Origin of the sequence: Flavobacterium sp. (genome assembly GCF_004295795.1) — a bacterium.
Taxonomy (GTDB): Bacteria; Bacteroidota; Bacteroidia; order Flavobacteriales; family Flavobacteriaceae; genus Flavobacterium.
The window spans coordinates 1-18,413 of record NZ_SEBR01000019.1 but is presented as its reverse complement, the minus strand read 5'-3'; the positions used below and the strand labels follow the sequence as shown (position 1 = coordinate 18,413).

Sequence of the window (18,413 nt, the reverse complement as noted above, 5' to 3'; positions counted from 1 at the left end):
TGAAAACCAACCGCAAAGGTAGTCATATTATCAGTACGGCAAAATTTAATTTTCAGTCTTGGATCAAGCAGTGGCTTTGCTGCTTTCGGCTGCTTTTCTGGTAAAATCCGAAAGGCGCCGCGCGAGATCTTCGGTCGCGCTCACAAGCGGCAGACGCACCACGTTTTCGCTTAAACCAAGCGTCTTGAAAACCTCTTTGATACCAGCCGGATTGCCCTGTTCGAAGATCATGTCGATCGCATCTAGAAGGTCGTAATGGATTTGGTTCGCCTCATCCACTTTCCTGTCGAGCGCCAATCTTACCATATCTGAAAACTGTCTCGGAAAACCTTCGGCAATGACCGAAATCACGCCGCTTCCGCCGGCCAGAACCATTGGCAACGTGATGGCATCGTCTCCTGAAATCACGAGAAAGTCTTTCGGTTTGTTTTGGATAAGACGCATCGCCTGGACAATATCGCCCGCGGCTTCCTTGATCGCCACGACATTGTCGAAATCGTTGGCAAGCCTGATTACGGTCGATGGCGCCATATTGCTTGCGGTTCTTCCCGGAACGTTGTACAAGATTACGGGAATCGGCGAAGCTTCGGCTACGGCCTTGAAATGTTGGTAAATGCCTTCCTGGGTCGGTTTGTTGTAAAACGGAGAAACCGACAGCACGGCCGCAAAGTCAGACAAATCGCGGGTTTGAAGTTCTTCGACGACTTCGGCAGTATTGTTTCCGCCGACGCCCAAAACCAACGGCAATCTCCGTTTGTTGGCCTCGATCACGGTTTGGATCACAAGTTCTTTCTCAGATTTGGTCAGCGTTGCGCTTTCGCCGGTCGTTCCTAAAACGACAAGGTAATCTATGCCGTTTTCGATCTGGAAATCGACGATACGCACGAGCGCTTCGACATCGACCGAAAAGTCTTTCCTGAATGGAGTGACGAGGGCAACGCCTGTTCCTATTAGTGATTGCATGGTTATAGTTTGTTAAGTATTTTCAAGTATTTGGACAATTCCGACATAAAAACCTCGTGGTTTTCGGCATGCGTGTCGATCATGAAATGGTTCAGTTTTTTGCTTACGGACGCGAACCCGACCTTAAAGACCGCTTTCGACAGATTCGACACGACAAGCAAAGCTGATTTCTCGACATCGTAATAATTGACGAGCAGATCGAACGGCTTTTCGATGAACTCCCTAACGTGGGAATTTCGGAAAGTTGCCCGCCAGCTCAAATCTTTGTGGCTAAAAACCGGATAATCGAAGGTCTCGTTCTTCCTTATCCTGTTTTTGAAAACCAAAATCGTGATGTTTTGCGGTAAAATCCCTTCGCTTTCCAACGCTTGCACGATAGCATCTTTCTCGTTGAAGTAACTTTCGTCGAATACGATACCAACGGTTTTTACCTTGTCGTCCGAAGCGCCCGGCTTAACATTGGACAGGCTTTTTTTAACGATTTTTTTCGTGAAAAGGTTCTTCAGCGAGCTCGAAAACATAGTACTTTTACCCTGTTTGTAAATTTATCGATAATGGTTGATTCGTGGACGGTAAAGCTAAAAAACTCTCGCGTTGCCGTGAAAGCCTTTGTTTTATTATTAACATTTTGTTGTGTCATTTCGTGCGGATCTAAAAAAGCGGTCGTCACGCGGGTTGAAGGCAGGGAAATTCCGGTTACGGCGACCAACGGACAGGACGCAAAAATCGACGCCTTCATCAAGCCTTACCGCGAGCACATAGAAGCCGACATGAGCGTTGTTTTGGCAGTCGCTCCCGTCACACTTGACAAATCGGGACAATGGCAAACGCCTATCGGGAATTTGTTTGCAGATGTGACGTTGCGCAAATGCGATTCGGTTTTCTACAAAAGACAGCAAAAACACCTTGATTTTTGCATGTTGAACGCAGGCGGCGTGCGATCGATCATCCCGGCCGGAAACGTCACGATGAAAACGGCTTTCGAAATCATGCCTTTCGAGAATTCGTGTATCGTGGCCGAAATGAACTCGGAACAGCTTCTGGAAATGATCACCTATATAATCGCCGAAAAAAAACCGCATCCGGTTTCGGGCATTTCTTTCACGATCGGAAAAGACGGACAGGCCAAAGAAGTGATCATCGCCGGAAAACCGCTTGAGGCGAACCGCACCTATTATTGTGTCACGAACGACTATCTGTATATGGGCGGCGACAACATGACGTTTTTTGCCAAAAGCGGAAAATCGTATGCGCTCGATTACAAACTCAGGAATGTGCTGATCGATTATTTCAGGGAAGCAACCACGATAACCGCTCCGGAAAACCCAAGAATCACCGTCGAAAAATAAGCCATGGAACGAAGAAGTTTTTTACAGAAAAGCGTTGCCGGAACGGCATTTGCGGCCGTCGGCGGACTTTCCTTGCAGAGTTTCGCATCGGTTTCAGACAGGAAACACCTCACGATACTTCACACGAACGACGTGCATTCGTATATCGATCCGTTTCCGGCAGATCATCCGAAAAATCCCAACAAAGGCGGCGTGGCAAGACGTGCGGCGATCATCGAAAGCATCCGAAAGGAAAACCCGAATACGCTTTTGCTCGACGCGGGCGACATTTTTCAGGGAACGCCTTATTTCAATTATTACGGAGGCGAACTCGAAATCAAGCTCATGAGCATGATGGGTTACGATCTGGGAACGCTTGGCAACCACGATTTCGACAACGGCATCGAAGGCTTTTACAAGCAATTACCGAATGCGAATTTCAATTTCGTATCGGCGAACTACGATTTTTCGAAGACGATCCTCGACGGAATCGTGAAACCTTACAAAATTTTCATAAAGGACGGAATCAAGATCGGCATTTTTGGACTTGGCATCGAATTGGCCGGATTGGTCGACAAGCGAAACTACAAAGAGACCAAATATCTCGACCCGATCGGCGTTTCCCAGGACGTGGTCCGTCAGTTGAAAGACAAGGAGAAATGCGATCTGGTCATCGCGCTTTCGCATATCGGATACGACTACAAAAACGAATCCAACAAAGTTTCCGATCTCAAATTGGCGGCCCAAACCCAAGATATCGATTTGATCATCGGCGGACACACACATACCTTTCTGGAACGTCCGACGGTCGTAAAAAACGCGGTCGGAAAGGACGTTTTGGTAAATCAGACAGGTTGTTACGGAATCAACTTGGGACGCATCGATTTTTACTTCGAAAATGGAAAACGCGACAATGCTTCACGCGTCATTTCCGTTTGATTTTTCGGTCGCGACCACGAATTCATAGAACGTGTAAAATGCCATCGCGTTCAATCCCATGGCGAGCGGTCGGAAAATGATCGGGGAAAATCCACTTAGGTAAAACTTTTCCACAAACACGATGAAGTGCAAACATCCGAAAAGAATTCCGCACAAAAGCAGCCAGGAATTGCGCTTGTCGTCGTGCATGATGTAATGGGAAAACGAAATTCCGCAGATCACGGAAATCAGGATATTCTGGAAAATCAGCACGAAAAAACTTTCTTCCGGAATGCCGTTGGTGATCATGAAAGTGTAGAAAAACACCATCAGGAAAGGAATCGTGGCGATGATGGCCGGAATGAAATCCCTGAGTTTGAGCAATCGCATCATGTAGTACAGAAGCAATATCCGATGTACGAGAAAAACCACCAATCCGTAAAACAAGTAGGTTTTGGAATCTGGAATGAACAGCACGTTGGTTATCAGCGATAGCGTCATCACGAAGAAAAACAAGACATTTTTTCGGTCGGAAACCACAAAATACAAGACCATCAACAAAAATGGCATCAGCGGTTTCAACACGAAAATCAGCGGCCTGTAGACCAAGAGCTCGCAAATGACCTCGCTCACCGAAACGATAAAGTACAGCGCCGTCAAAACTATTGGGCCGATATTGTCGCGATTCAAGGCCATACGCCCGTGATTTGGAATTTGGAAGGATTACACCGGAAGCAGTTCTTCACTGCTTTCGGCCCGCAAAACGAATTTACAAAGAATGAATTGGCCGATGGCAAACAGCAACATCGCCAGCGCCTGAAACACGTTGAGATTCAGGTAGTACAATCTGATCACGAACAGGAATTGCGTAAAGGCGAACATCATCGTACTTATCAGCAATAACGTACTTCCCACGTCAGATCTCAAAACATAATTTCCCACAGCGAGTCCGCCGAGAAAGGAAATGAACAGACCTTGCAGCACGAACATGAACAGTCCGTCGCCTATGGCCTCGTGCGAAACGTTGACCACATACAAATAGATGAACACGAAAGGCAGACTTCCAAGAAAAATCGGAATCCAACCCGGAAATTTTATCGAACGCAGCACAACGTAAATGACCAGAACGCGGTAACCCACGAATATGTAAGCGCCGGTGGCGACACTTTCGAGCGATCTGCTGATAAAGAACATATTGGCGATCCAACTGAAAACCAATGCCAGAAGAAAAACAAAATTCACCTTTCTCGAAGACAGCCAGTAAATAAGCACCAAAAGCGGATTCATGAACGGTTTGGTAACCCAAATAAGCGGCTCGTCGTAAAAGTATTCGCCCAGGATTTCAACACCTGAAACACAACAGTAAGCCACGATGAAAATTGTGACGACAACCGAACGGGTAATTTTTTCCATTTGCCGATTTTAAGGCATTAGCAGGTTGTCAGGATTGAGTGGCTACTCAAATGTAGATAAAAAATTATGTTAATTCTTGCGATAAATAAAATATTTTATGACAAAGTAATACGAAAAAATTTGTAATGCAATGTCCAATGGCAAGAACTCGGGCGTTGGGATTATCAACATGAAAATCACGAAGAAGATGTCGGAAACGCAATTGAACAAAGCCGTCATCGCCATGTAAAAAGACATGTTCGAATTGCTCATGTGTATGTGATAGGTGGACAAACTCGCCTGCAAGGCCAGGATAAATCCGTAAATCGTCACGGGAAGTTCAAGCGGACGATGTTGCGGATCGAAGAAACTGATCAAAGCAAACCCCGATCCGAATATCAAACCGAACACAAAAAGCCCAACCACGAGCCCTGATTTGCTGAACCTGAGATCGGCATTGTCTCGTATGATAAAGCTCAATAAGATCAGATAAGAAAGCAAGTAGGGCAAAATAATGTAGATCGTCGCGCCTTTGAGTTCGAGCAAAACCACTGTATCGCCAATAAAAGTCAGCATCAGGAATATGCCGTACCAAATGTTGAACTTGCCCTTTTTGACCGAAAGGTAATAAAACAAAATCGCCGGAATCACGATGGGTTTCGAGATTATCAGCAACGTTTCGCTCTTGATGATCGTCGCGAAAACGGCCACCGCGCAAGCAATGAAATATAAGATTATAGCTGGTTTTTCTGTCCTCATTCGAGAATCTTGGCGAATTCGTTTTCAGACAGGATTTTTACGCCCAGTTTCGTAGCTTTCTCAAGTTTCGCCGGTCCCATATTTTCTCCTGCGACCACAAAATCGGTTTTGGCCGATATCGAACTTCCTACTTTTCCGCCGTTATCTTCGATCGCGACTTTGATGCCGTCACGTGAAAAGTTCTCGAAAACGCCCGATACGACAAAGATTTTTCCTTCGAGTTTATTGGTCGCATTTGGATTCACGCGCTCGATCGCCTCGAGTTGCACGCCGTAATTCCTGAGTCGGTCGACAATCTCTCTATTTTCGGGATTCTGGAAAAAGTCCATCACGCTTTGGGCGATCCTTTCCCCGATTTCGTCTACATTCACTAAATCTTGCAAAGTCGCGCCCGCCAAAGCGTCGATAGTCTTGTAATGCTTGGCGAGTTTTTTGGCCACGGTTTCCCCGACGTAGCGGATTCCGAGCGCATACAAAACGCGTTCAAAAGGGATTTCCTTCGATTTTTCGATGCCATTGACCAGATTCTCCGCCGATTTTTGGGCCATTCGCTCGAGAGGAATCACTTGGGCAACCGACAAATCGTACAGATCGGCATAGTTGTGAACGAGTCCGTTCTGGAACAAAAGCGCCACGGTTTCTCCGCCAAGACCTTCGATGTCCATGGCTTTTCTTGAGATGTAATGTTGGATGCGTCCGATGATTTGCGGCGGACATCCGTAGAAATTCGGACAGTAATGCTGGGCTTCTCCGGGAACGCGTTTGAGTTCGGTCTGACATTCCGGACACTGCGTGATGTATTGCGTCGGATGCGTGTTCTCAGGACGTTTGCTCAAATCGACCGCGATGATTTTGGGGATGATTTCTCCGCCCTTTTCGACAAAAACCTCGTCGTTTACGCGAACGTCGAGTTTTTGGATTTGGTCGGCGTTGTGCAAGGACGCGCGTTTCACGATCGTTCCGGCAAGTTGGACGGGTTCCAGATTCGCGACAGGCGTGATCGCGCCCGTTCTTCCGACCTGATACGAGATCGAGTTCAGACGTGTCGAGACCTGTTCCGACTTGAATTTGTACGCGATTGCCCAACGCGGAGCTTTTGCGGTATAACCGAGTTCGTCCTGATAGTGAAAACTGTTGACCTTGATCACGACACCGTCGGTTTCATAGGGAAGATTGTGGCGGTGTGTGTCCCAATAATCTAGAAACTCGAAAACCTCGTCTACGTTTTTGGCCAGAATCGCTTCCTTCGGAACTTTGAAACCCCAACGACGCGCGGCTTCCAAGCCTTCGAAGTGTGTGGCGAATGGCAATCTGTCGGCAACGACAGTATACAAAAGACAATCGAGCGGACGTTTTGAAACTTCGGAACTGTCCTGCAATTTGAGACTTCCTGAAGCTGTATTTCTGGGATTGGCGTAAGTCGGAAGGCCGAGCTCAACCAGATCGTTGTTCATTTTCTCGAATCCGGCAAGCGGCAAAATTATCTCACCGCGGATTTCGAACTTTTCCGGAAAATCGCCTTTCAACTGCAAAGGCACCGACCGGATCGTCTTGATGTTCGTCGTGACGTTATCGCCCTGAAATCCGTCGCCACGCGTTAGGGCTTGCTTGAGTTTTCCGTTTTCATAGGTAATTGAAATCGACGCTCCGTCATATTTCAGCTCACAGGTGTATTCCACCGGAATATCGCCCAAAGCACGACGGATCCTGGCTTCCCAATCAAGCACGTCTTCTTTCGAGTACGAATTGTCGAGCGAATACATGCGGCGTTCGTGCACGACTGTCTCGAAATTCTTCGTAAGTCCGCCTCCTACTCTTTGGGTTGGCGAATTCTCGTCGAAAAATTCCGGATGTTTCGCTTCCAGATCCTGAAGTTCGCTGAGCTTTCGGTCGAAGTCGAAGTCAGAAATCGTCGGATTGTCGAGCACGTAATAGTTGTAATTGTGCTGCTCGAGTTCGGCGCGCAAGGCTTGTATGGTTTGGGAAACGTCCATGGAAATTGGAATTTGCCGCAATTTAGAAAAAGGTTTTGGGTTTTGGATTTTGGATTGGCAGATTTTCCGGTTTTGGGATTTACAGATTGGGAGATTTTGGACGCTCCGATTCGCGGATTGGGCAAACTTTATTCGAAGGGCGACAGTTTTAGACCTGTCAGGTCTTAAAGACGTGTCAGGTTGTAACCGATGGCCGATTGCCGTGATTTTCCAGGAACGCGGATGCAAACTGATTTCACGGATCAACGCAGATTTTTCGAATCAACGCAGATTTTTCGGATCAACGCAGATTTTTCGGATCAACGCCGATTTTTCGGACGAGAAATACGATTCCACCGATTTTTGTAAACGAACTCAATTGCCGCGTTAGGGATTGAGGCATTTGTTTAAGCTCACGGCTTTGCGACCAGCAAAAGCCGTAGCGAGTGCCGAAAGCCCGGCCGCGACCTGATTTTGGTTTTCGGAAACAAGATTTCGCCAGTCGCGGCAACGCCCAAATTTTTACTGCCAATTTTCCAATCTTTCGGGCGCAATGAAATAAATTTGGACAATTTCAAGTTATACTATACCAGAAACGCCATCCAAATGAACAGACTTTTCCTGCTGCCACTCGCCTTTTTCGCGTTTTCGTGCGCGACCGAATCACTCGATGAGGACTCGATCGACAATTCGGCCGAGGAAACCGTCTATCGCCAGCAAATGCGCGATTTCGTGATCGGGATCAGTGAGTCTGCGAAGGCCGTGAATCCTGACTTTGCGATCATCCCGCAAAATGGGATCGAACTTGTGAGCATCGGCGGGACAAATCCGGCAACGGACTATCTGAACGCGATCGACGGAAACGGACAGGAAGATTTGTTTTACGGCTACAACAGCGACAATCAGGCGACTTCTTCGAGCAAGACGAATTACCTCAAGAATTTGTTGAACATCTCCAAGAACGCGGGCAAAACGATTTTGGTGACCGATTACTGTTATTCGCCGAACAAGATTGCGGATTCGGATGCGAAAAATGCCGATGCGGGTTATTTGTCGTATGCAGCAATCGAGCGCCAATTGAACGTGATTCCTTCAATAGCGCCGCATCAGGTGAATTCAGAAAACATCACGACGCTTTCCCAAGCCAAAAATTTCCTATTTTTGATCGACAGCGAAACCTTTGCGTCCAAAAATGATTTTATCGCCCAGGTTTCGCAGACGAATTATGACGTGATAATCATGGATTTGTTTTTCGAAGACCAGATTTTCACCGCTGAAGAAATCGCCCAACTGAAATACAAAGCCAACGGAGGCGAGCGAATGCTTGTTTGCTATATGTCGATTGGGGAAGCCGAAAACTATCGCTACTACTGGAATCCTTCGTGGACGAACCTGCATCCAGGTTGGATGGAAAGGGAAAATCCTGATTGGCCCGGAAATTATAAAGTCAAATATTGGGATCCGAGTTGGCAGCATATCGTCTACGGAAATCCAGATTCGTATCTGACAAAAGTTCTGAACGCCGGATTCGATGGCGTCTACCTCGACATCATCGACGCTTTCGAGTATTTCGAGGATTAGGAGTTGATGATCTTGAAAAGTTCGTTGTAGAAACGTCCGTCTGACAAAAAGGCGCCTTGTTGGATCAAATCGAAAATGGCGGCATTTCGCTCTTTATCGTATTCTTTTTTCCCAGTCTTGATCTCGATTTTGTCGGTGAACATATTTTCGGACAGGAATTGCAAGCCTTCGCGCGTGAGCAAATCAACAGACTTGTCCTGCACTTGCAAAATGATCGAATGGATGTGCGTTTCGGCGCAATGGAACAAAAATCCGTGCGACTTCGAGAAATGTTCGAGATATTCGGCCCGGTTCAGAACGCCTTCCCAAATCAGTTCAGAAAAAACGTCGAGCTCTTGTTCGGCCACCTGCGGCTTTTCCTGCTTGATCTTGTCCCATTCTTTTTTGTCGATCGATTGTGTCGCCAGGAAATTGATGAATTCCGGATGCAGTTCTTCGAGTTGTTCTTTGGTGAGTCGGGTGTATTTCATGGGAGTGCCTGAGTTCCTGAGTTTTTTTTTGGACGCAAAGGTCGGGATTTATTTTTGATGTGCCGAAAAACACCACATTTGATGCTTGTTTTGAAAGATCGGATGCGATTTGTCTTCGTACCTTTTCTGATACAAAAATCCCGCAATATGAAAATCAGGATGATTTGGGCGAATCTGGCCGTTGAAGATCTGAAACGCACCGCAACTTTTTACAAAGCTTTGGGCTTTAGGCCTAATAGAGAAATGACTTCGGACAAACTCGTGAGTTTCGCTGTAGGAAATTCTGATTTTATCCTGAATTTCTTTAAACGCTCTGAAGTCGATACAAGCGTCAATGCCGAAATCGGGAAATGGTCAGGACAGAGTGAGATGCTGTTTTCGCTTTCGGCCGATACCAAGGATGAAGTCGATCATTGGAAAGAAATTATTTTGGAAGCCGGCGGTGATGTGGTTTCGGAACCTCAGGATTATCTGGAAGGCTATACTTTTTGCTTTTCGGATTTGGATGGGCATAAGTATAATGTTTTGTATTGGCCTGGGATGTAGAGCGAAGTCTTTGACTTCGCGAGTTGTGTGACCGAGTCTGCGACTCGGAAAATCAAAAGCTTAGACACTTCGCCTCTCAGGAACTTTTTCTTTCGGACACTTTTTCCTCTCAGGAACTTTTTAACTCAGGCACTTTTTACCTCAGGCACTTTTTCCTCTCAGGAACTTTTTACCTCAGGCACTCCAAAAAAAAACCTTCCCATAAAGAGAAGGCTTTTCGATATAACCAGATTTTGATCAAGCTTGTGCTTCAGCAACGATCTCGTAAGGAAGGTCTACGATCACTTCGCGGTGCAAACGAACGCTTGCAGAATATTTACCGGTTCTTTTCACGATACCAGAAGTAATGTATTTACGGTCGATTGGTTGACCAGCTTTCTCAAGAGCTTCGGCGATGTCTGCATTGGTTACAGAACCAAACAATTTCTCGCCACCTGCTTTTGCAGTGATTTTGATGTCAAGCGCTCTCAAAGTTTCAGACAATGATTTCGCATCAGAAACCAATTTCGCTTCCTTGTGTGCTTTTTGTTTCAAATTCTCAGCCAAAACTTTTTTAGCTGACGGAGTTGCCAAAGAAGCAAATCCTTGCGGGATCAAAAAGTTACGTCCGTATCCAGGCTTAACTGTTACGATATCGTCTTTGAAACCCAAATTTTGAACGTCTTGTTTCAAGATCAATTCCATGTTGATGTCCTTTTGTTAAAGAAGTTAGGTTCCGGCTTTACGGAAAACCAACAACTATGTTAGAAATTTATTTCAGCAAATCTGCTACGTATGGCATAAGTGCCAAGTGACGGGCGCGTTTCACGGCTACAGACACTTTTCTTTGGTATTTCAATGAAGTACCTGTAAGACGACGCGGAAGGATTTTTCCTTGCTCGTTTACGAATTTCAACAAGAAATCCGGGTCTTTGTAGTCCACATATTTGATACCTGATTTTTTGAAACGGCAGTATTTTTTCTGCTTGTTCGTCTCAATGTTCAAAGGCGTAAGATATCTGATATCCCCGTCTTTTTTCCCTTTTGCTGATTGCTCTAGATTAGCCATTGTGATTAAGCGTTAGTGGTTGCTGCTGAATTTTTTTGTTTTGCTCTTCTTCTTTCGGCCCAAGAGATCGCGTGCTTGTCAAGAGTGACAGTCAGGAAACGCATAACGCGCTCGTCGCGACGGAACTCAGTTTCGAATGGCAAAAGGATCTCTCCCGGCGCCGTGAATTCGAACATGTGGTAAAAACCACTTTTCTTGTGTTGGATCTCGTAAGCCAATTTTTTTAGGCCCCAATCCTCTTCAGCAACAAATTCAGCTCCTCTAGAAGTAAGGAAATCCTTGAACTTGCTCACTGTTTCCTTTACCTGAACGTCAGATAAAACGGGATTCAAAATGAAAACAGTTTCGTAATGATTCATAAATTGAAAATTTGATTTATTAAAAATGAGTGCAAAAGTAATGATTCTATTTTAATATGCAAGTAGAATACCACTTTATTCGGTAAACTGCAAAAAAATCCGATTAATGTTAGGCTGGTTAGAAAAAACTATATATTTTCGCTTTACCAAATCTATAATAAATAAGAATTATGAAGTTAAATTGTGTCGTTGTAGATGACAGTTCGATCCAGCGGATGATCATCGCAAAGTTAGTGAATAATCACCCCAACCTACATTTAGTGGGCGATTTTTCCAATGCTATTGAGGCCAAAAACTGCATGTCTGTCCACACGGTAGACCTTATCTTCCTGGATATCGAGATGCCAGTTATTTCCGGATTCGACTTTTTGGACGGATTGAAAGTGAAACCCCAAATCATTTTCATCACGTCAAAGGCCGAATATGCTATGAAAGCGTTCGATTACGACGCTACAGACTACCTACAGAAGCCAATCGCCGTAGACCGTTTCAACGCATCAGTAAAACGCGCTATGGATTTCCACATGTTAAAGCGTGAAAATCAGGAAGAAGAAGGAGAACACATTTTTATTAAGAGTAATCTTAAGAAACTGAAAGTGTACACGAACAAGATCAAATGGATCGAAGCTTTCGGAGATTACGTAAAAGTGGTAACCGAAGAAGACAGCAACCTGGTTCTGTCGACGATGAAGTCATTCGAGAAAGATCTTTCTAAAGACAAATTCATCCGCGTACACAAATCCTATATCATAAATATAGACAAGGTTGAGCGTTTCAACAGTAAGTTCGCCGAGATCGGTGTAACCAAGATTCCGCTAAGCCGAAACAAAAAAGACGATTTGATCCGAGCACTCGCGATCGCGTGATGGTCTTGCACATATCTAGAACCGCTGATTTTCGAATCGGCGGTTTTTTTTTGAGGTCGGAGTTCCTGAGTGCCCGGGCAAATTTCAATCCATGCACAAACAATCCAATAAAGTTCTTTAAATCATCAAAGCTTTGCCATTGCCTACAAGATCGTCCGGACGCAACATGTCAGGAAATCAGTCACCTCATACTCGGCACTTATTCAATAAAAATCCACATTCACGACAACCTTGATGGCCCGAAAGTGCGCCACAGACTCAAAACTGTCCAAAACCTTGCGGATCGTGCGTTTGGTGTTGCCAAGCGGCTTGTCGTTCGGAATCTTGACCATTATAGTGCGGATGTATTCATTGCGGATGCGCGCAATCGGCGGTTCTTCAGGCCCTAAAACCGGCATCTCAAGATTTTGGGTCAAGACCGATGCAAGCCATTGCGAACCTTGTTTGAGTTTGTCGAAATCCCGATGCTTCAAAGTAAGCCGGATCAACTTGAAATACGGCGGATACTTGTAGATTTTGCGCTCGTACAACTGTTCCGAAAACATGCCGAGGTAGTCGCCGGCCGTTACCTGACCGATGACGTTGTGATACGGATTATACGTCTGGATGACCACCTTTCCGCGTTTGGAAGAGCGCCCTGCCCTACCCGAAACCTGCGTCATCAACTGGTAACTTCTCTCGAACGCCCGAAAATCCGGATGGTACAACATATTGTCGGCGTTCATGATTCCGACAAGGCTGACGTTATCGAAATCAAGCCCTTTCGCCAGCATTTGCGTTCCAACGAGAATATCGACCTCGCGTTCCTTGAAACTGTCGATGATCTTTTCGAATCCGAATTTCCCGCGCGTCGTGTCCTGATCCATTCTCCCGATTTTCGCATTCGGGAACAGTTCCTCGAGTTCGTGCTGGATTTGTTCGGTTCCGAAACCTTTGGTGGTCAAATCTGTAGAATGGCAGGCGTGGCACTGTCGCGGAAAAGCCATCGACGATCCGCAGTAATGGCAACGCAATTGCTCTTTTCCCTTGTGATAGGTCATGCTCACGTCGCAATTCGAACATTGCGGGACGTGTCCGCAGGTCAGGCATTCTACGACAGGTGAAAACCCGCGACGGTTCTGGAACAGAATGATTTGTTCGCCCAAGGCAAGCGCTTCGGCAATGTGCTCGAGCAAAGTGTCAGAGAAATGCCCAGACATTTTCTTGCGGAAGTATTTGTCCTTTAAATCGACGACCTCGATCTCCGGAAGCAGCACATTTCCATAGCGCTCGCTCAAATCGACGTGCCCGTACTTTTGGTTTTGAGCGTTGAAATAAGTCTCGATCGAAGGCGTCGCCGAACCAAGTAACGTCTTGGCCTTAAATTGGTTGGCAAGCACGATGGCCGCGTCTCTCGCATGATACCTCGGTGCAGGATCGGCTTGCTTGAAAGTCTGTTCGTGTTCTTCGTCCACAATCACGAAACCAAGGTCGTGAAAAGGCAAAAATAGGGCCGAACGCGCGCCGATCACGACTTGCGCCTTTTGTGAATTCGAAAGAATCTGGTTCCAGGTCTCGACGCGTTCGTTGTTCGAATATTTGGAGTGATAAACCGCGACGGTATTGCCGAAATGCGCCGTCAGACGCGAGACGAGCTGTGTTGTCAAAGCGATTTCGGGCAACAGGTACAAAACCTGTTTTCCCGTGGCTAAAAACTCCTCGATCAATTTGATGTAAATCTCTGTTTTGCCGCTGGCGGTAATGCCGTGCAAAAGCGTCACATCTTTGGTTTCAAACGACTTGCTGATTTCGTCGAAAGCCTTCTGTTGGGCGACGGACAAAATCAATTCGCGGCTTTCAAGCCTGTCTTCGAAATCGATGCGGTCGTGCTGCAACTGATATTCCTCGAAAATGCCTTTGTCGACCAAAGCTTTCACCGCGGCTTGCGATACGTCGATGTTTTCGAGCAGTCTCTTGACCGAAATCGGCTTTTTGTCGATCGCCTTGATTTGGAAATACTGTAATATCAATTCTTTCTGTTTGCTCGCGTTTTTGAGGATTTCGAGCAATTCCTGAAGGTTTTCGGCTCGCTCGAACTCGGGTTGCAACCGAATATAGCGCACCAATTTTGGTTTGTAGGTTTCCGAAATCTCTTCCTGAAGCAAAATCACGTTTTTGGCGAGCATTTTCCGAAGTGTAGGGAAAATGCTTTTTTTGCCCAAAATGGCGGAAATTTCGTGAACCGTGAGAGACGATTGTTGCTGTAAGGCTTGATAGATCAGGAATTCTTCGTCCGAGAGTTCGCTCGCGTCAATAGAAAAGTCGGTGTTTTGCTGAATCGTGGTCTCGCTTTCGAGAATCAACGCCGACGGCATCGCGCTGCGGTAAACATCGCCGATGGCGCACATGTAATAGGACGCGATCCAATTCCAGTGCCTGAGTTGGTTCTCGGTGACGATCGGCGTTTCGTCCAGGATTTGCTGAATAGGTTTCGCCTCGTAAAGTTGAGGCGGATTTTCGTGTGTCTCGACAGCCAAAGCCGTATAAATCCTGTTCTTGCCAAATGGAACGGCAAGCCGCATTCCAGGACGTATCGCGTAAAATTCCACATCGGAAACGCTATAAGTAAAGGTTTTGGCGAGATTTAACGGCAGGATGACTTCGACGAAAAACGGCATTTACGGCTTGTAGTTTAGAGTCGTAAAGATAGTTGATTTTGAAAAATGAATGCCGAATCCTGAATCAGTTCAAGCCAGCGATTTTGTGTTCGATTATTTTTTCGATGTACTCGACCAAACCTTCGCGTTCGAGCCAAAACAGTTCTGATTTCGGAACCTGCGTTTCGTAAAGATCGGCGATGTTTTCGGGATTTTTGTTGCCCGAAAAATAGTGCTTTTCCACAAAGGATATGATTCCGTTGAGGAATTCGTCATAGACCTTGCTGCGATGGAGCGCATTTTCATCGCTTTCGCGGATTTTCTGCTGTTCGAAATAAGGACGGTCGACGGTGAGATACGAATTGTCGACGGCTACTTTTGCCAGCATTTCCTTCGTGACTTTTCCCGATGCCTTGCAGTAAGCACATTTTCCAGGAAGCCACTTGAGCATTCTGTCCAACCGGCGGATATCTTGCCAATCGACGACGCCTTTCCCAAGACATCGTGGGCATTCCAACTCCGGTTTTTTGAAGAAATTGTCGAAGAATCCCATTTCGTTATTTTACGCGATACCAATATTGCGAACGTCCGATAAGCGAAACACCGATGTAGCCGCGCACTTTGAGCTTGTCTGCCGACTCAAGCGTGATGTAACACTTGTAGAGTTTTCCGTTTTTGGGATCGAGCACTTTGCCGCCGTTGTATTCAGTTCCGTCTTTTACAAGACCTTTTATCACTACCATTCCCAGAATGGGCTTGTTTTTGTCCGATCCGGAGCAATTGGAACAGACGCGGTTGCGGTTGGCTGGATTCAGTATCTCGTGGACTTTGCCGTAGACTTTGCCTCCGCTTTCATAGATTTCGACAATGGAAACGGCTTTTCCGGTTTCGTCGTCTATGGTTTTCCATTTTCCCACTACCGATGCATTCGGAGATGTGAACGAAGTCAGGAATACAAGTGCGATCAGCGATAAAAGATTCTTCATGGCTTTGGTTTTTTAGCCCGGATGCAAGCGGTTAGCCTTTTGCAGGAAACGGCCTGGTTTTTCGCTTTTGCGACAGCGACCGAAGGAAGCTCGTCTCAAACGCAGAAAAAGCGGTCGTTTTCAAGAAAGCTAAAAGCGGGTCAGCCGGATTTTGCTCCTTATAAAATCAGGAATGTTGCAGCTGTTTGTGCTTGGCGCGATTCACGGCCGCATTGAGCTCGAATCCCAGCAACAGTACGATGCAGTTGATCCAAATATAGAACATTAGCACCAATAATGTGCCGATCGATCCGTACAATTCGTTGTAGCGCGAGAAGCGGACAACCCAGATCCCGAAGAAATAAGACGCGATGATCACGAGGATCGTCGTGAAGATCGAACCTATCGAAATGAAGGCGCGCTTTCCCGTTCGCTTGGTTCCGAACTTGAACAAAATGGAAACCGTGAACAGGATCATCGCCATCAAAAAGATGTAGCGCGTGACGACCAAAATTGGGATCGTGTCGCTGAAAATGTCGGTAATTTTGATCTTTTGCAGAAAAACTTCAAGCGTCACTATCGTCGCCACGGTGAACAAAAGTGTGAAAACCAAGATGATGGACATGCCGAGCGCCACGAAATACTGACGGAAAAAGCCGCGTTTGACCAAGACGTGATGCGAGGTTTCGAATCCGCCCAGAATCGAGTTCAAACCATTGGCCGCGAGGAAAATCGAAAGGATGACCCCGGTGGAAAGCAATCCGGAATGCGAGTTGTTCAGGATGTCGTTCAGGATTTTGGAAACCGCGTCATAAGTGTTCGGCGGAACATTCTGGGCCACGAAATCCATGAAATCCTGCTGGAAATTGTCGATAGGAATATAAGGAATGCAGTTCAGGATAAACAGCGAAAACGGAAAAAGCGCCATGAAAAAGCTGAACGAGATCGCGGCGGCGCGGTATGTGAGCGCACCTTCTACAATTCCGACGAAATAGATCTCGATAAGCTCGTAAAGCGTCAAACCTTGCAAGAACCGCAATTTGACGCGCTTGGTGAGGCGCGCAAGGTTTCTTACGACAGGGATTTTCTCGATTTTGGCTTCTATTTCGTGGGACATTTTTTCAATTAATAAGTAATAATTAACAATTAATAATTAGCAGCTGGATTAAGTGACAATCAGTCGAAACCCCAATGTGTTCCATTCATTATTCATTATTCATTATTCATTATTCATTATTCATTATTAACTATTCATTATTAATTAATTATCAATTATTCCGCTTTCAGACTCAAATCCATATTGTAAACCGAATGCGTCAGAGCGCCCGAAGAAATATAGTCGACGCCGCATTCTGCATAATTCCGGATGGTTTTTTCGTTGATATTGCCCGAGGATTCCATCAGTGACTGGTCTCCGATCATTTTCACCGCAGCTTTCGTGGTTTCGTAGTCGAAGTTGTCGAGCAGGATTCTGAAAACGCCGCCAGCTTCGAGGATTTGGGCAACTTCGTCCAAATTGCGGGCTTCGACGATGATTTTTAGGTCGAGCGCGTTTTGTGACAGGTATTTTTTGGTTTTTTCGATCGCCAGACCGATTCCGCCAGCAAAGTCGATGTGGTTGTCTTTCAGCATGACCATGTCATACAATGCAAACCTGTGGTTTTCGCCTCCGCCAATTTTCACGGCCCATTTCTCGATCGCGCGGATTCCGGGAGTCGTTTTGCGCGTATCGAGGATTTTGGTGTTTGTGCCTTCAAGTAAATCGACATACTTCTTTGTTTTTGTAGCTATCGCCGACATGCGCTGCATCGAATTGAGCACGAATCTTTCGGCTTTCAAGATCGATTGTGAACTTCCCGAAACCCTGAAAACCACGTCCCCGTATTTTACCTCCGAACCGTCTTCGATCAAGGTTTCCATCTCGAGTTCGGGATCCACTTCATGGAAGATCATTTTGGCGAAATCCACACCGGCTATTACGCCTTCGTCTTTCACCAGCAGTCTTGCTTTACCTTTGGCTTCTTCCGGGATGCAGGCCAACGAACTATGGTCGCCTTCTCCTATATCTTCGCGCAACGCGTTTTTTATTATCAGATTGAATTCTTGCTGGAGTTGGTCTTGTGAGATCATGGCGTTTTATTGTTGGGCTAAAATACAGTTTTTTTTTGCGAGGTGTCGCGCTCTTTTTTGGAGCTTTTTCCGGCTAACTGGCACTAGCTTTCTTTAAAAATCCGGTTTTTCTGGAGGTTGCAACGAGCTTCCTTCGGTCGCTGTCGCAACCTAAGAAAAATGCGGTTTTTTCTGCGAAAGGCTAGTTGCCGTTATCCGGGCTATTTTCTTTTAGCCGCAAAATGTTTTTCTTCAGTTTCTCCTGTGGAACCGGAAATTATTGCCTCACTGTGTCGAATAAAAAATGAGCTTCGCTCATTTTATGTCTGCGGCAGCTTTCGCTGCCGGATGCTGTAGTTCGTCGCCTTCCGCGGGACTACTTTTGCCTGGCCGCAAAAGTAGCAAAAAGGCCTTGCGGCTGAACCAAAAACGCGACCTGACAGCCTTGAAATTTGGACCCGAGCAACGCGAACTGACGGAGCTTGCGGAGTAAAAGAGGC

At 46.1% G+C, this 18,413-nt stretch carries 20 protein-coding genes; 5 read left to right on the top strand and 15 right to left on the bottom strand.

Going from position 1 to position 18,413, the window contains the following annotated elements:
- Positions 1-63: 63 nt before the first annotated feature.
- Both dapA and EOO49_RS14580 read right to left on the bottom strand, forming a co-directional pair.
- The gene (gene dapA, locus EOO49_RS14585) at positions 64-963 is read right to left on the bottom strand and encodes a 4-hydroxy-tetrahydrodipicolinate synthase (RefSeq protein ID WP_290846966.1); all 900 of its coding nucleotides are present in this window, start codon (positions 961-963) and stop codon (positions 64-66) included.
- Between the two features lie 2 nt (positions 964-965).
- The gene (locus tag EOO49_RS14580) at positions 966-1,484 is read right to left on the bottom strand and encodes a hypothetical protein (RefSeq protein WP_290846964.1); all 519 of its coding nucleotides are present in this window, start codon (positions 1,482-1,484) and stop codon (positions 966-968) included.
- A gap of 33 nt (positions 1,485-1,517) precedes the next feature.
- Between EOO49_RS14580 and EOO49_RS14575 the strand changes: the two genes are divergently transcribed.
- Both EOO49_RS14575 and EOO49_RS14570 read left to right on the top strand, forming a co-directional pair.
- A complete protein-coding gene (locus tag EOO49_RS14575; RefSeq protein WP_290846962.1) occupies positions 1,518-2,312 on the top strand; it encodes a 5'-nucleotidase in 795 nt (264 codons plus the stop codon).
- Between the two features lie 3 nt (positions 2,313-2,315).
- Positions 2,316-3,230, top strand: coding sequence for a bifunctional UDP-sugar hydrolase/5'-nucleotidase (locus tag EOO49_RS14570; protein ID WP_290846960.1), 915 nt, complete (start codon positions 2,316-2,318; stop codon positions 3,228-3,230).
- On the opposite strand, the gene EOO49_RS14565 is transcribed toward EOO49_RS14570, so the two are convergent.
- The 4 genes from EOO49_RS14565 to ligA all read right to left on the bottom strand — a co-directional run bounded on the left by EOO49_RS14565 (position 3,210) and on the right by ligA (position 7,354).
- On the bottom strand, positions 3,210-3,905 hold the full coding sequence (locus EOO49_RS14565; RefSeq protein ID WP_290846958.1) for a hypothetical protein: 696 nt from the start codon (positions 3,903-3,905) through the stop codon (positions 3,210-3,212). The two genes, EOO49_RS14570 and EOO49_RS14565, sit on opposite strands and share 21 nt — an antisense overlap.
- Positions 3,906-3,932: 27 nt before the next feature.
- Entirely contained in the window at positions 3,933-4,622 is a 690-nt protein-coding gene (locus EOO49_RS14560; protein ID WP_290846956.1) for a lysoplasmalogenase family protein, read from the bottom strand.
- A gap of 69 nt (positions 4,623-4,691) precedes the next feature.
- The gene (locus EOO49_RS14555; RefSeq protein ID WP_290846954.1) at positions 4,692-5,360 is read right to left on the bottom strand and encodes a lysoplasmalogenase family protein; all 669 of its coding nucleotides are present in this window, start codon (positions 5,358-5,360) and stop codon (positions 4,692-4,694) included.
- Complete coding sequence (gene ligA, locus EOO49_RS14550; RefSeq protein ID WP_290846952.1) at positions 5,357-7,354, bottom strand: NAD-dependent DNA ligase LigA; 1,998 nt, start codon at positions 7,352-7,354, stop codon at positions 5,357-5,359. The genes EOO49_RS14555 and ligA overlap by 4 nt, the downstream gene beginning before the upstream one ends.
- Positions 7,355-7,939: 585 nt before the next feature.
- Here ligA and EOO49_RS14545 point away from each other — a divergent pair.
- Positions 7,940-8,914: an endo alpha-1,4 polygalactosaminidase gene (locus EOO49_RS14545; RefSeq protein ID WP_290846950.1), complete on the top strand. Its 975-nt coding sequence runs from the start codon at positions 7,940-7,942 to the stop codon at positions 8,912-8,914.
- Here the strand turns inward: EOO49_RS14545 and EOO49_RS14540 are convergent.
- On the bottom strand, positions 8,911-9,384 hold the full coding sequence (locus tag EOO49_RS14540) for a DUF6495 family protein (RefSeq protein ID WP_290846948.1): 474 nt from the start codon (positions 9,382-9,384) through the stop codon (positions 8,911-8,913). The genes EOO49_RS14545 and EOO49_RS14540 overlap by 4 nt on opposite strands.
- Before the next feature lie 147 nt (positions 9,385-9,531).
- On the opposite strand from EOO49_RS14540, the gene EOO49_RS14535 reads away from it, so the two are divergent.
- Positions 9,532-9,930 (top strand): VOC family protein, encoded by a 399-nt coding sequence (locus tag EOO49_RS14535; RefSeq protein ID WP_290846946.1) that lies wholly within the window; start codon positions 9,532-9,534, stop codon positions 9,928-9,930.
- A 237-nt stretch (positions 9,931-10,167) separates the two neighbouring features.
- Here EOO49_RS14535 and rplI read toward each other — a convergent pair whose 3' ends face one another.
- The 3 genes from rplI to rpsF form a co-directional block, all read right to left on the bottom strand.
- Complete coding sequence (gene rplI, locus EOO49_RS14530) at positions 10,168-10,614, bottom strand: 50S ribosomal protein L9 (protein ID WP_290846944.1); 447 nt, start codon at positions 10,612-10,614, stop codon at positions 10,168-10,170.
- Between the two features lie 67 nt (positions 10,615-10,681).
- Positions 10,682-10,978 (bottom strand): 30S ribosomal protein S18, encoded by a 297-nt coding sequence (rpsR, locus tag EOO49_RS14525; RefSeq protein WP_191020444.1) that lies wholly within the window; start codon positions 10,976-10,978, stop codon positions 10,682-10,684.
- 5 nt (positions 10,979-10,983) lie between these two features.
- Positions 10,984-11,337: a 30S ribosomal protein S6 gene (rpsF, locus tag EOO49_RS14520; RefSeq protein ID WP_290846941.1), complete on the bottom strand. Its 354-nt coding sequence runs from the start codon at positions 11,335-11,337 to the stop codon at positions 10,984-10,986.
- 170 nt (positions 11,338-11,507) lie between these two features.
- Between rpsF and EOO49_RS14515 the strand changes: the two genes are divergently transcribed.
- On the top strand, positions 11,508-12,203 hold the full coding sequence (locus EOO49_RS14515; RefSeq protein WP_191020442.1) for a LytTR family DNA-binding domain-containing protein: 696 nt from the start codon (positions 11,508-11,510) through the stop codon (positions 12,201-12,203).
- A gap of 203 nt (positions 12,204-12,406) precedes the next feature.
- On the opposite strand, the gene priA is transcribed toward EOO49_RS14515, so the two are convergent.
- The 5 genes from priA to nadC all read right to left on the bottom strand — a co-directional run bounded on the left by priA (position 12,407) and on the right by nadC (position 17,934).
- On the bottom strand, positions 12,407-14,860 hold the full coding sequence (priA, locus tag EOO49_RS14510) for a primosomal protein N' (RefSeq protein ID WP_290846938.1): 2,454 nt from the start codon (positions 14,858-14,860) through the stop codon (positions 12,407-12,409).
- Positions 14,861-14,924: 64 nt separating this feature from the next.
- Positions 14,925-15,392, bottom strand: coding sequence for a hypothetical protein (locus EOO49_RS14505; RefSeq protein WP_290846936.1), 468 nt, complete (start codon positions 15,390-15,392; stop codon positions 14,925-14,927).
- A 4-nt stretch (positions 15,393-15,396) separates the two neighbouring features.
- Positions 15,397-15,825: a DUF2147 domain-containing protein gene (locus tag EOO49_RS14500; RefSeq protein WP_290846934.1), complete on the bottom strand. Its 429-nt coding sequence runs from the start codon at positions 15,823-15,825 to the stop codon at positions 15,397-15,399.
- A 166-nt stretch (positions 15,826-15,991) separates the two neighbouring features.
- Positions 15,992-16,921 (bottom strand): YihY/virulence factor BrkB family protein, encoded by a 930-nt coding sequence (locus EOO49_RS14495; protein WP_290846932.1) that lies wholly within the window; start codon positions 16,919-16,921, stop codon positions 15,992-15,994.
- Between the two features lie 155 nt (positions 16,922-17,076).
- Positions 17,077-17,934, bottom strand: coding sequence for a carboxylating nicotinate-nucleotide diphosphorylase (gene nadC / locus EOO49_RS14490; protein ID WP_290846930.1), 858 nt, complete (start codon positions 17,932-17,934; stop codon positions 17,077-17,079).
- Positions 17,935-18,413: the final 479 nt, after the last annotated feature.

What these genes read in the sequence shown, in the direction of transcription:
- dapA (WP_290846966.1), bottom strand. Translation starts at nt 963, where the DNA reads ATGCAATCACTAATAGGAACAGGCGTTGCCCTCGTCACTCCATTCAGG.
- EOO49_RS14580 (WP_290846964.1), bottom strand. Translation starts at nt 1,484, where the DNA reads ATGTTTTCGAGCTCGCTGAAGAACCTTTTCACGAAAAAAATCGTTAAA.
- EOO49_RS14575 (WP_290846962.1), top strand. Translation starts at nt 1,518, where the DNA reads ATGGTTGATTCGTGGACGGTAAAGCTAAAAAACTCTCGCGTTGCCGTG.
- EOO49_RS14570 (WP_290846960.1), top strand. Translation starts at nt 2,316, where the DNA reads ATGGAACGAAGAAGTTTTTTACAGAAAAGCGTTGCCGGAACGGCATTT.
- EOO49_RS14565 (WP_290846958.1), bottom strand. Translation starts at nt 3,905, where the DNA reads ATGGCCTTGAATCGCGACAATATCGGCCCAATAGTTTTGACGGCGCTG.
- EOO49_RS14560 (WP_290846956.1), bottom strand. Translation starts at nt 4,622, where the DNA reads ATGGAAAAAATTACCCGTTCGGTTGTCGTCACAATTTTCATCGTGGCT.
- EOO49_RS14555 (WP_290846954.1), bottom strand. Translation starts at nt 5,360, where the DNA reads ATGAGGACAGAAAAACCAGCTATAATCTTATATTTCATTGCTTGCGCG.
- ligA (WP_290846952.1), bottom strand. Translation starts at nt 7,354, where the DNA reads ATGGACGTTTCCCAAACCATACAAGCCTTGCGCGCCGAACTCGAGCAG.
- EOO49_RS14545 (WP_290846950.1), top strand. Translation starts at nt 7,940, where the DNA reads ATGAACAGACTTTTCCTGCTGCCACTCGCCTTTTTCGCGTTTTCGTGC.
- EOO49_RS14540 (WP_290846948.1), bottom strand. Translation starts at nt 9,384, where the DNA reads ATGAAATACACCCGACTCACCAAAGAACAACTCGAAGAACTGCATCCG.
- EOO49_RS14535 (WP_290846946.1), top strand. Translation starts at nt 9,532, where the DNA reads ATGAAAATCAGGATGATTTGGGCGAATCTGGCCGTTGAAGATCTGAAA.
- rplI (WP_290846944.1), bottom strand. Translation starts at nt 10,614, where the DNA reads ATGGAATTGATCTTGAAACAAGACGTTCAAAATTTGGGTTTCAAAGAC.
- rpsR (WP_191020444.1), bottom strand. Translation starts at nt 10,978, where the DNA reads ATGGCTAATCTAGAGCAATCAGCAAAAGGGAAAAAAGACGGGGATATC.
- rpsF (WP_290846941.1), bottom strand. Translation starts at nt 11,337, where the DNA reads ATGAATCATTACGAAACTGTTTTCATTTTGAATCCCGTTTTATCTGAC.
- EOO49_RS14515 (WP_191020442.1), top strand. Translation starts at nt 11,508, where the DNA reads ATGAAGTTAAATTGTGTCGTTGTAGATGACAGTTCGATCCAGCGGATG.
- priA (WP_290846938.1), bottom strand. Translation starts at nt 14,860, where the DNA reads ATGCCGTTTTTCGTCGAAGTCATCCTGCCGTTAAATCTCGCCAAAACC.
- EOO49_RS14505 (WP_290846936.1), bottom strand. Translation starts at nt 15,392, where the DNA reads ATGGGATTCTTCGACAATTTCTTCAAAAAACCGGAGTTGGAATGCCCA.
- EOO49_RS14500 (WP_290846934.1), bottom strand. Translation starts at nt 15,825, where the DNA reads ATGAAGAATCTTTTATCGCTGATCGCACTTGTATTCCTGACTTCGTTC.
- EOO49_RS14495 (WP_290846932.1), bottom strand. Translation starts at nt 16,921, where the DNA reads ATGTCCCACGAAATAGAAGCCAAAATCGAGAAAATCCCTGTCGTAAGA.
- nadC (WP_290846930.1), bottom strand. Translation starts at nt 17,934, where the DNA reads ATGATCTCACAAGACCAACTCCAGCAAGAATTCAATCTGATAATAAAA.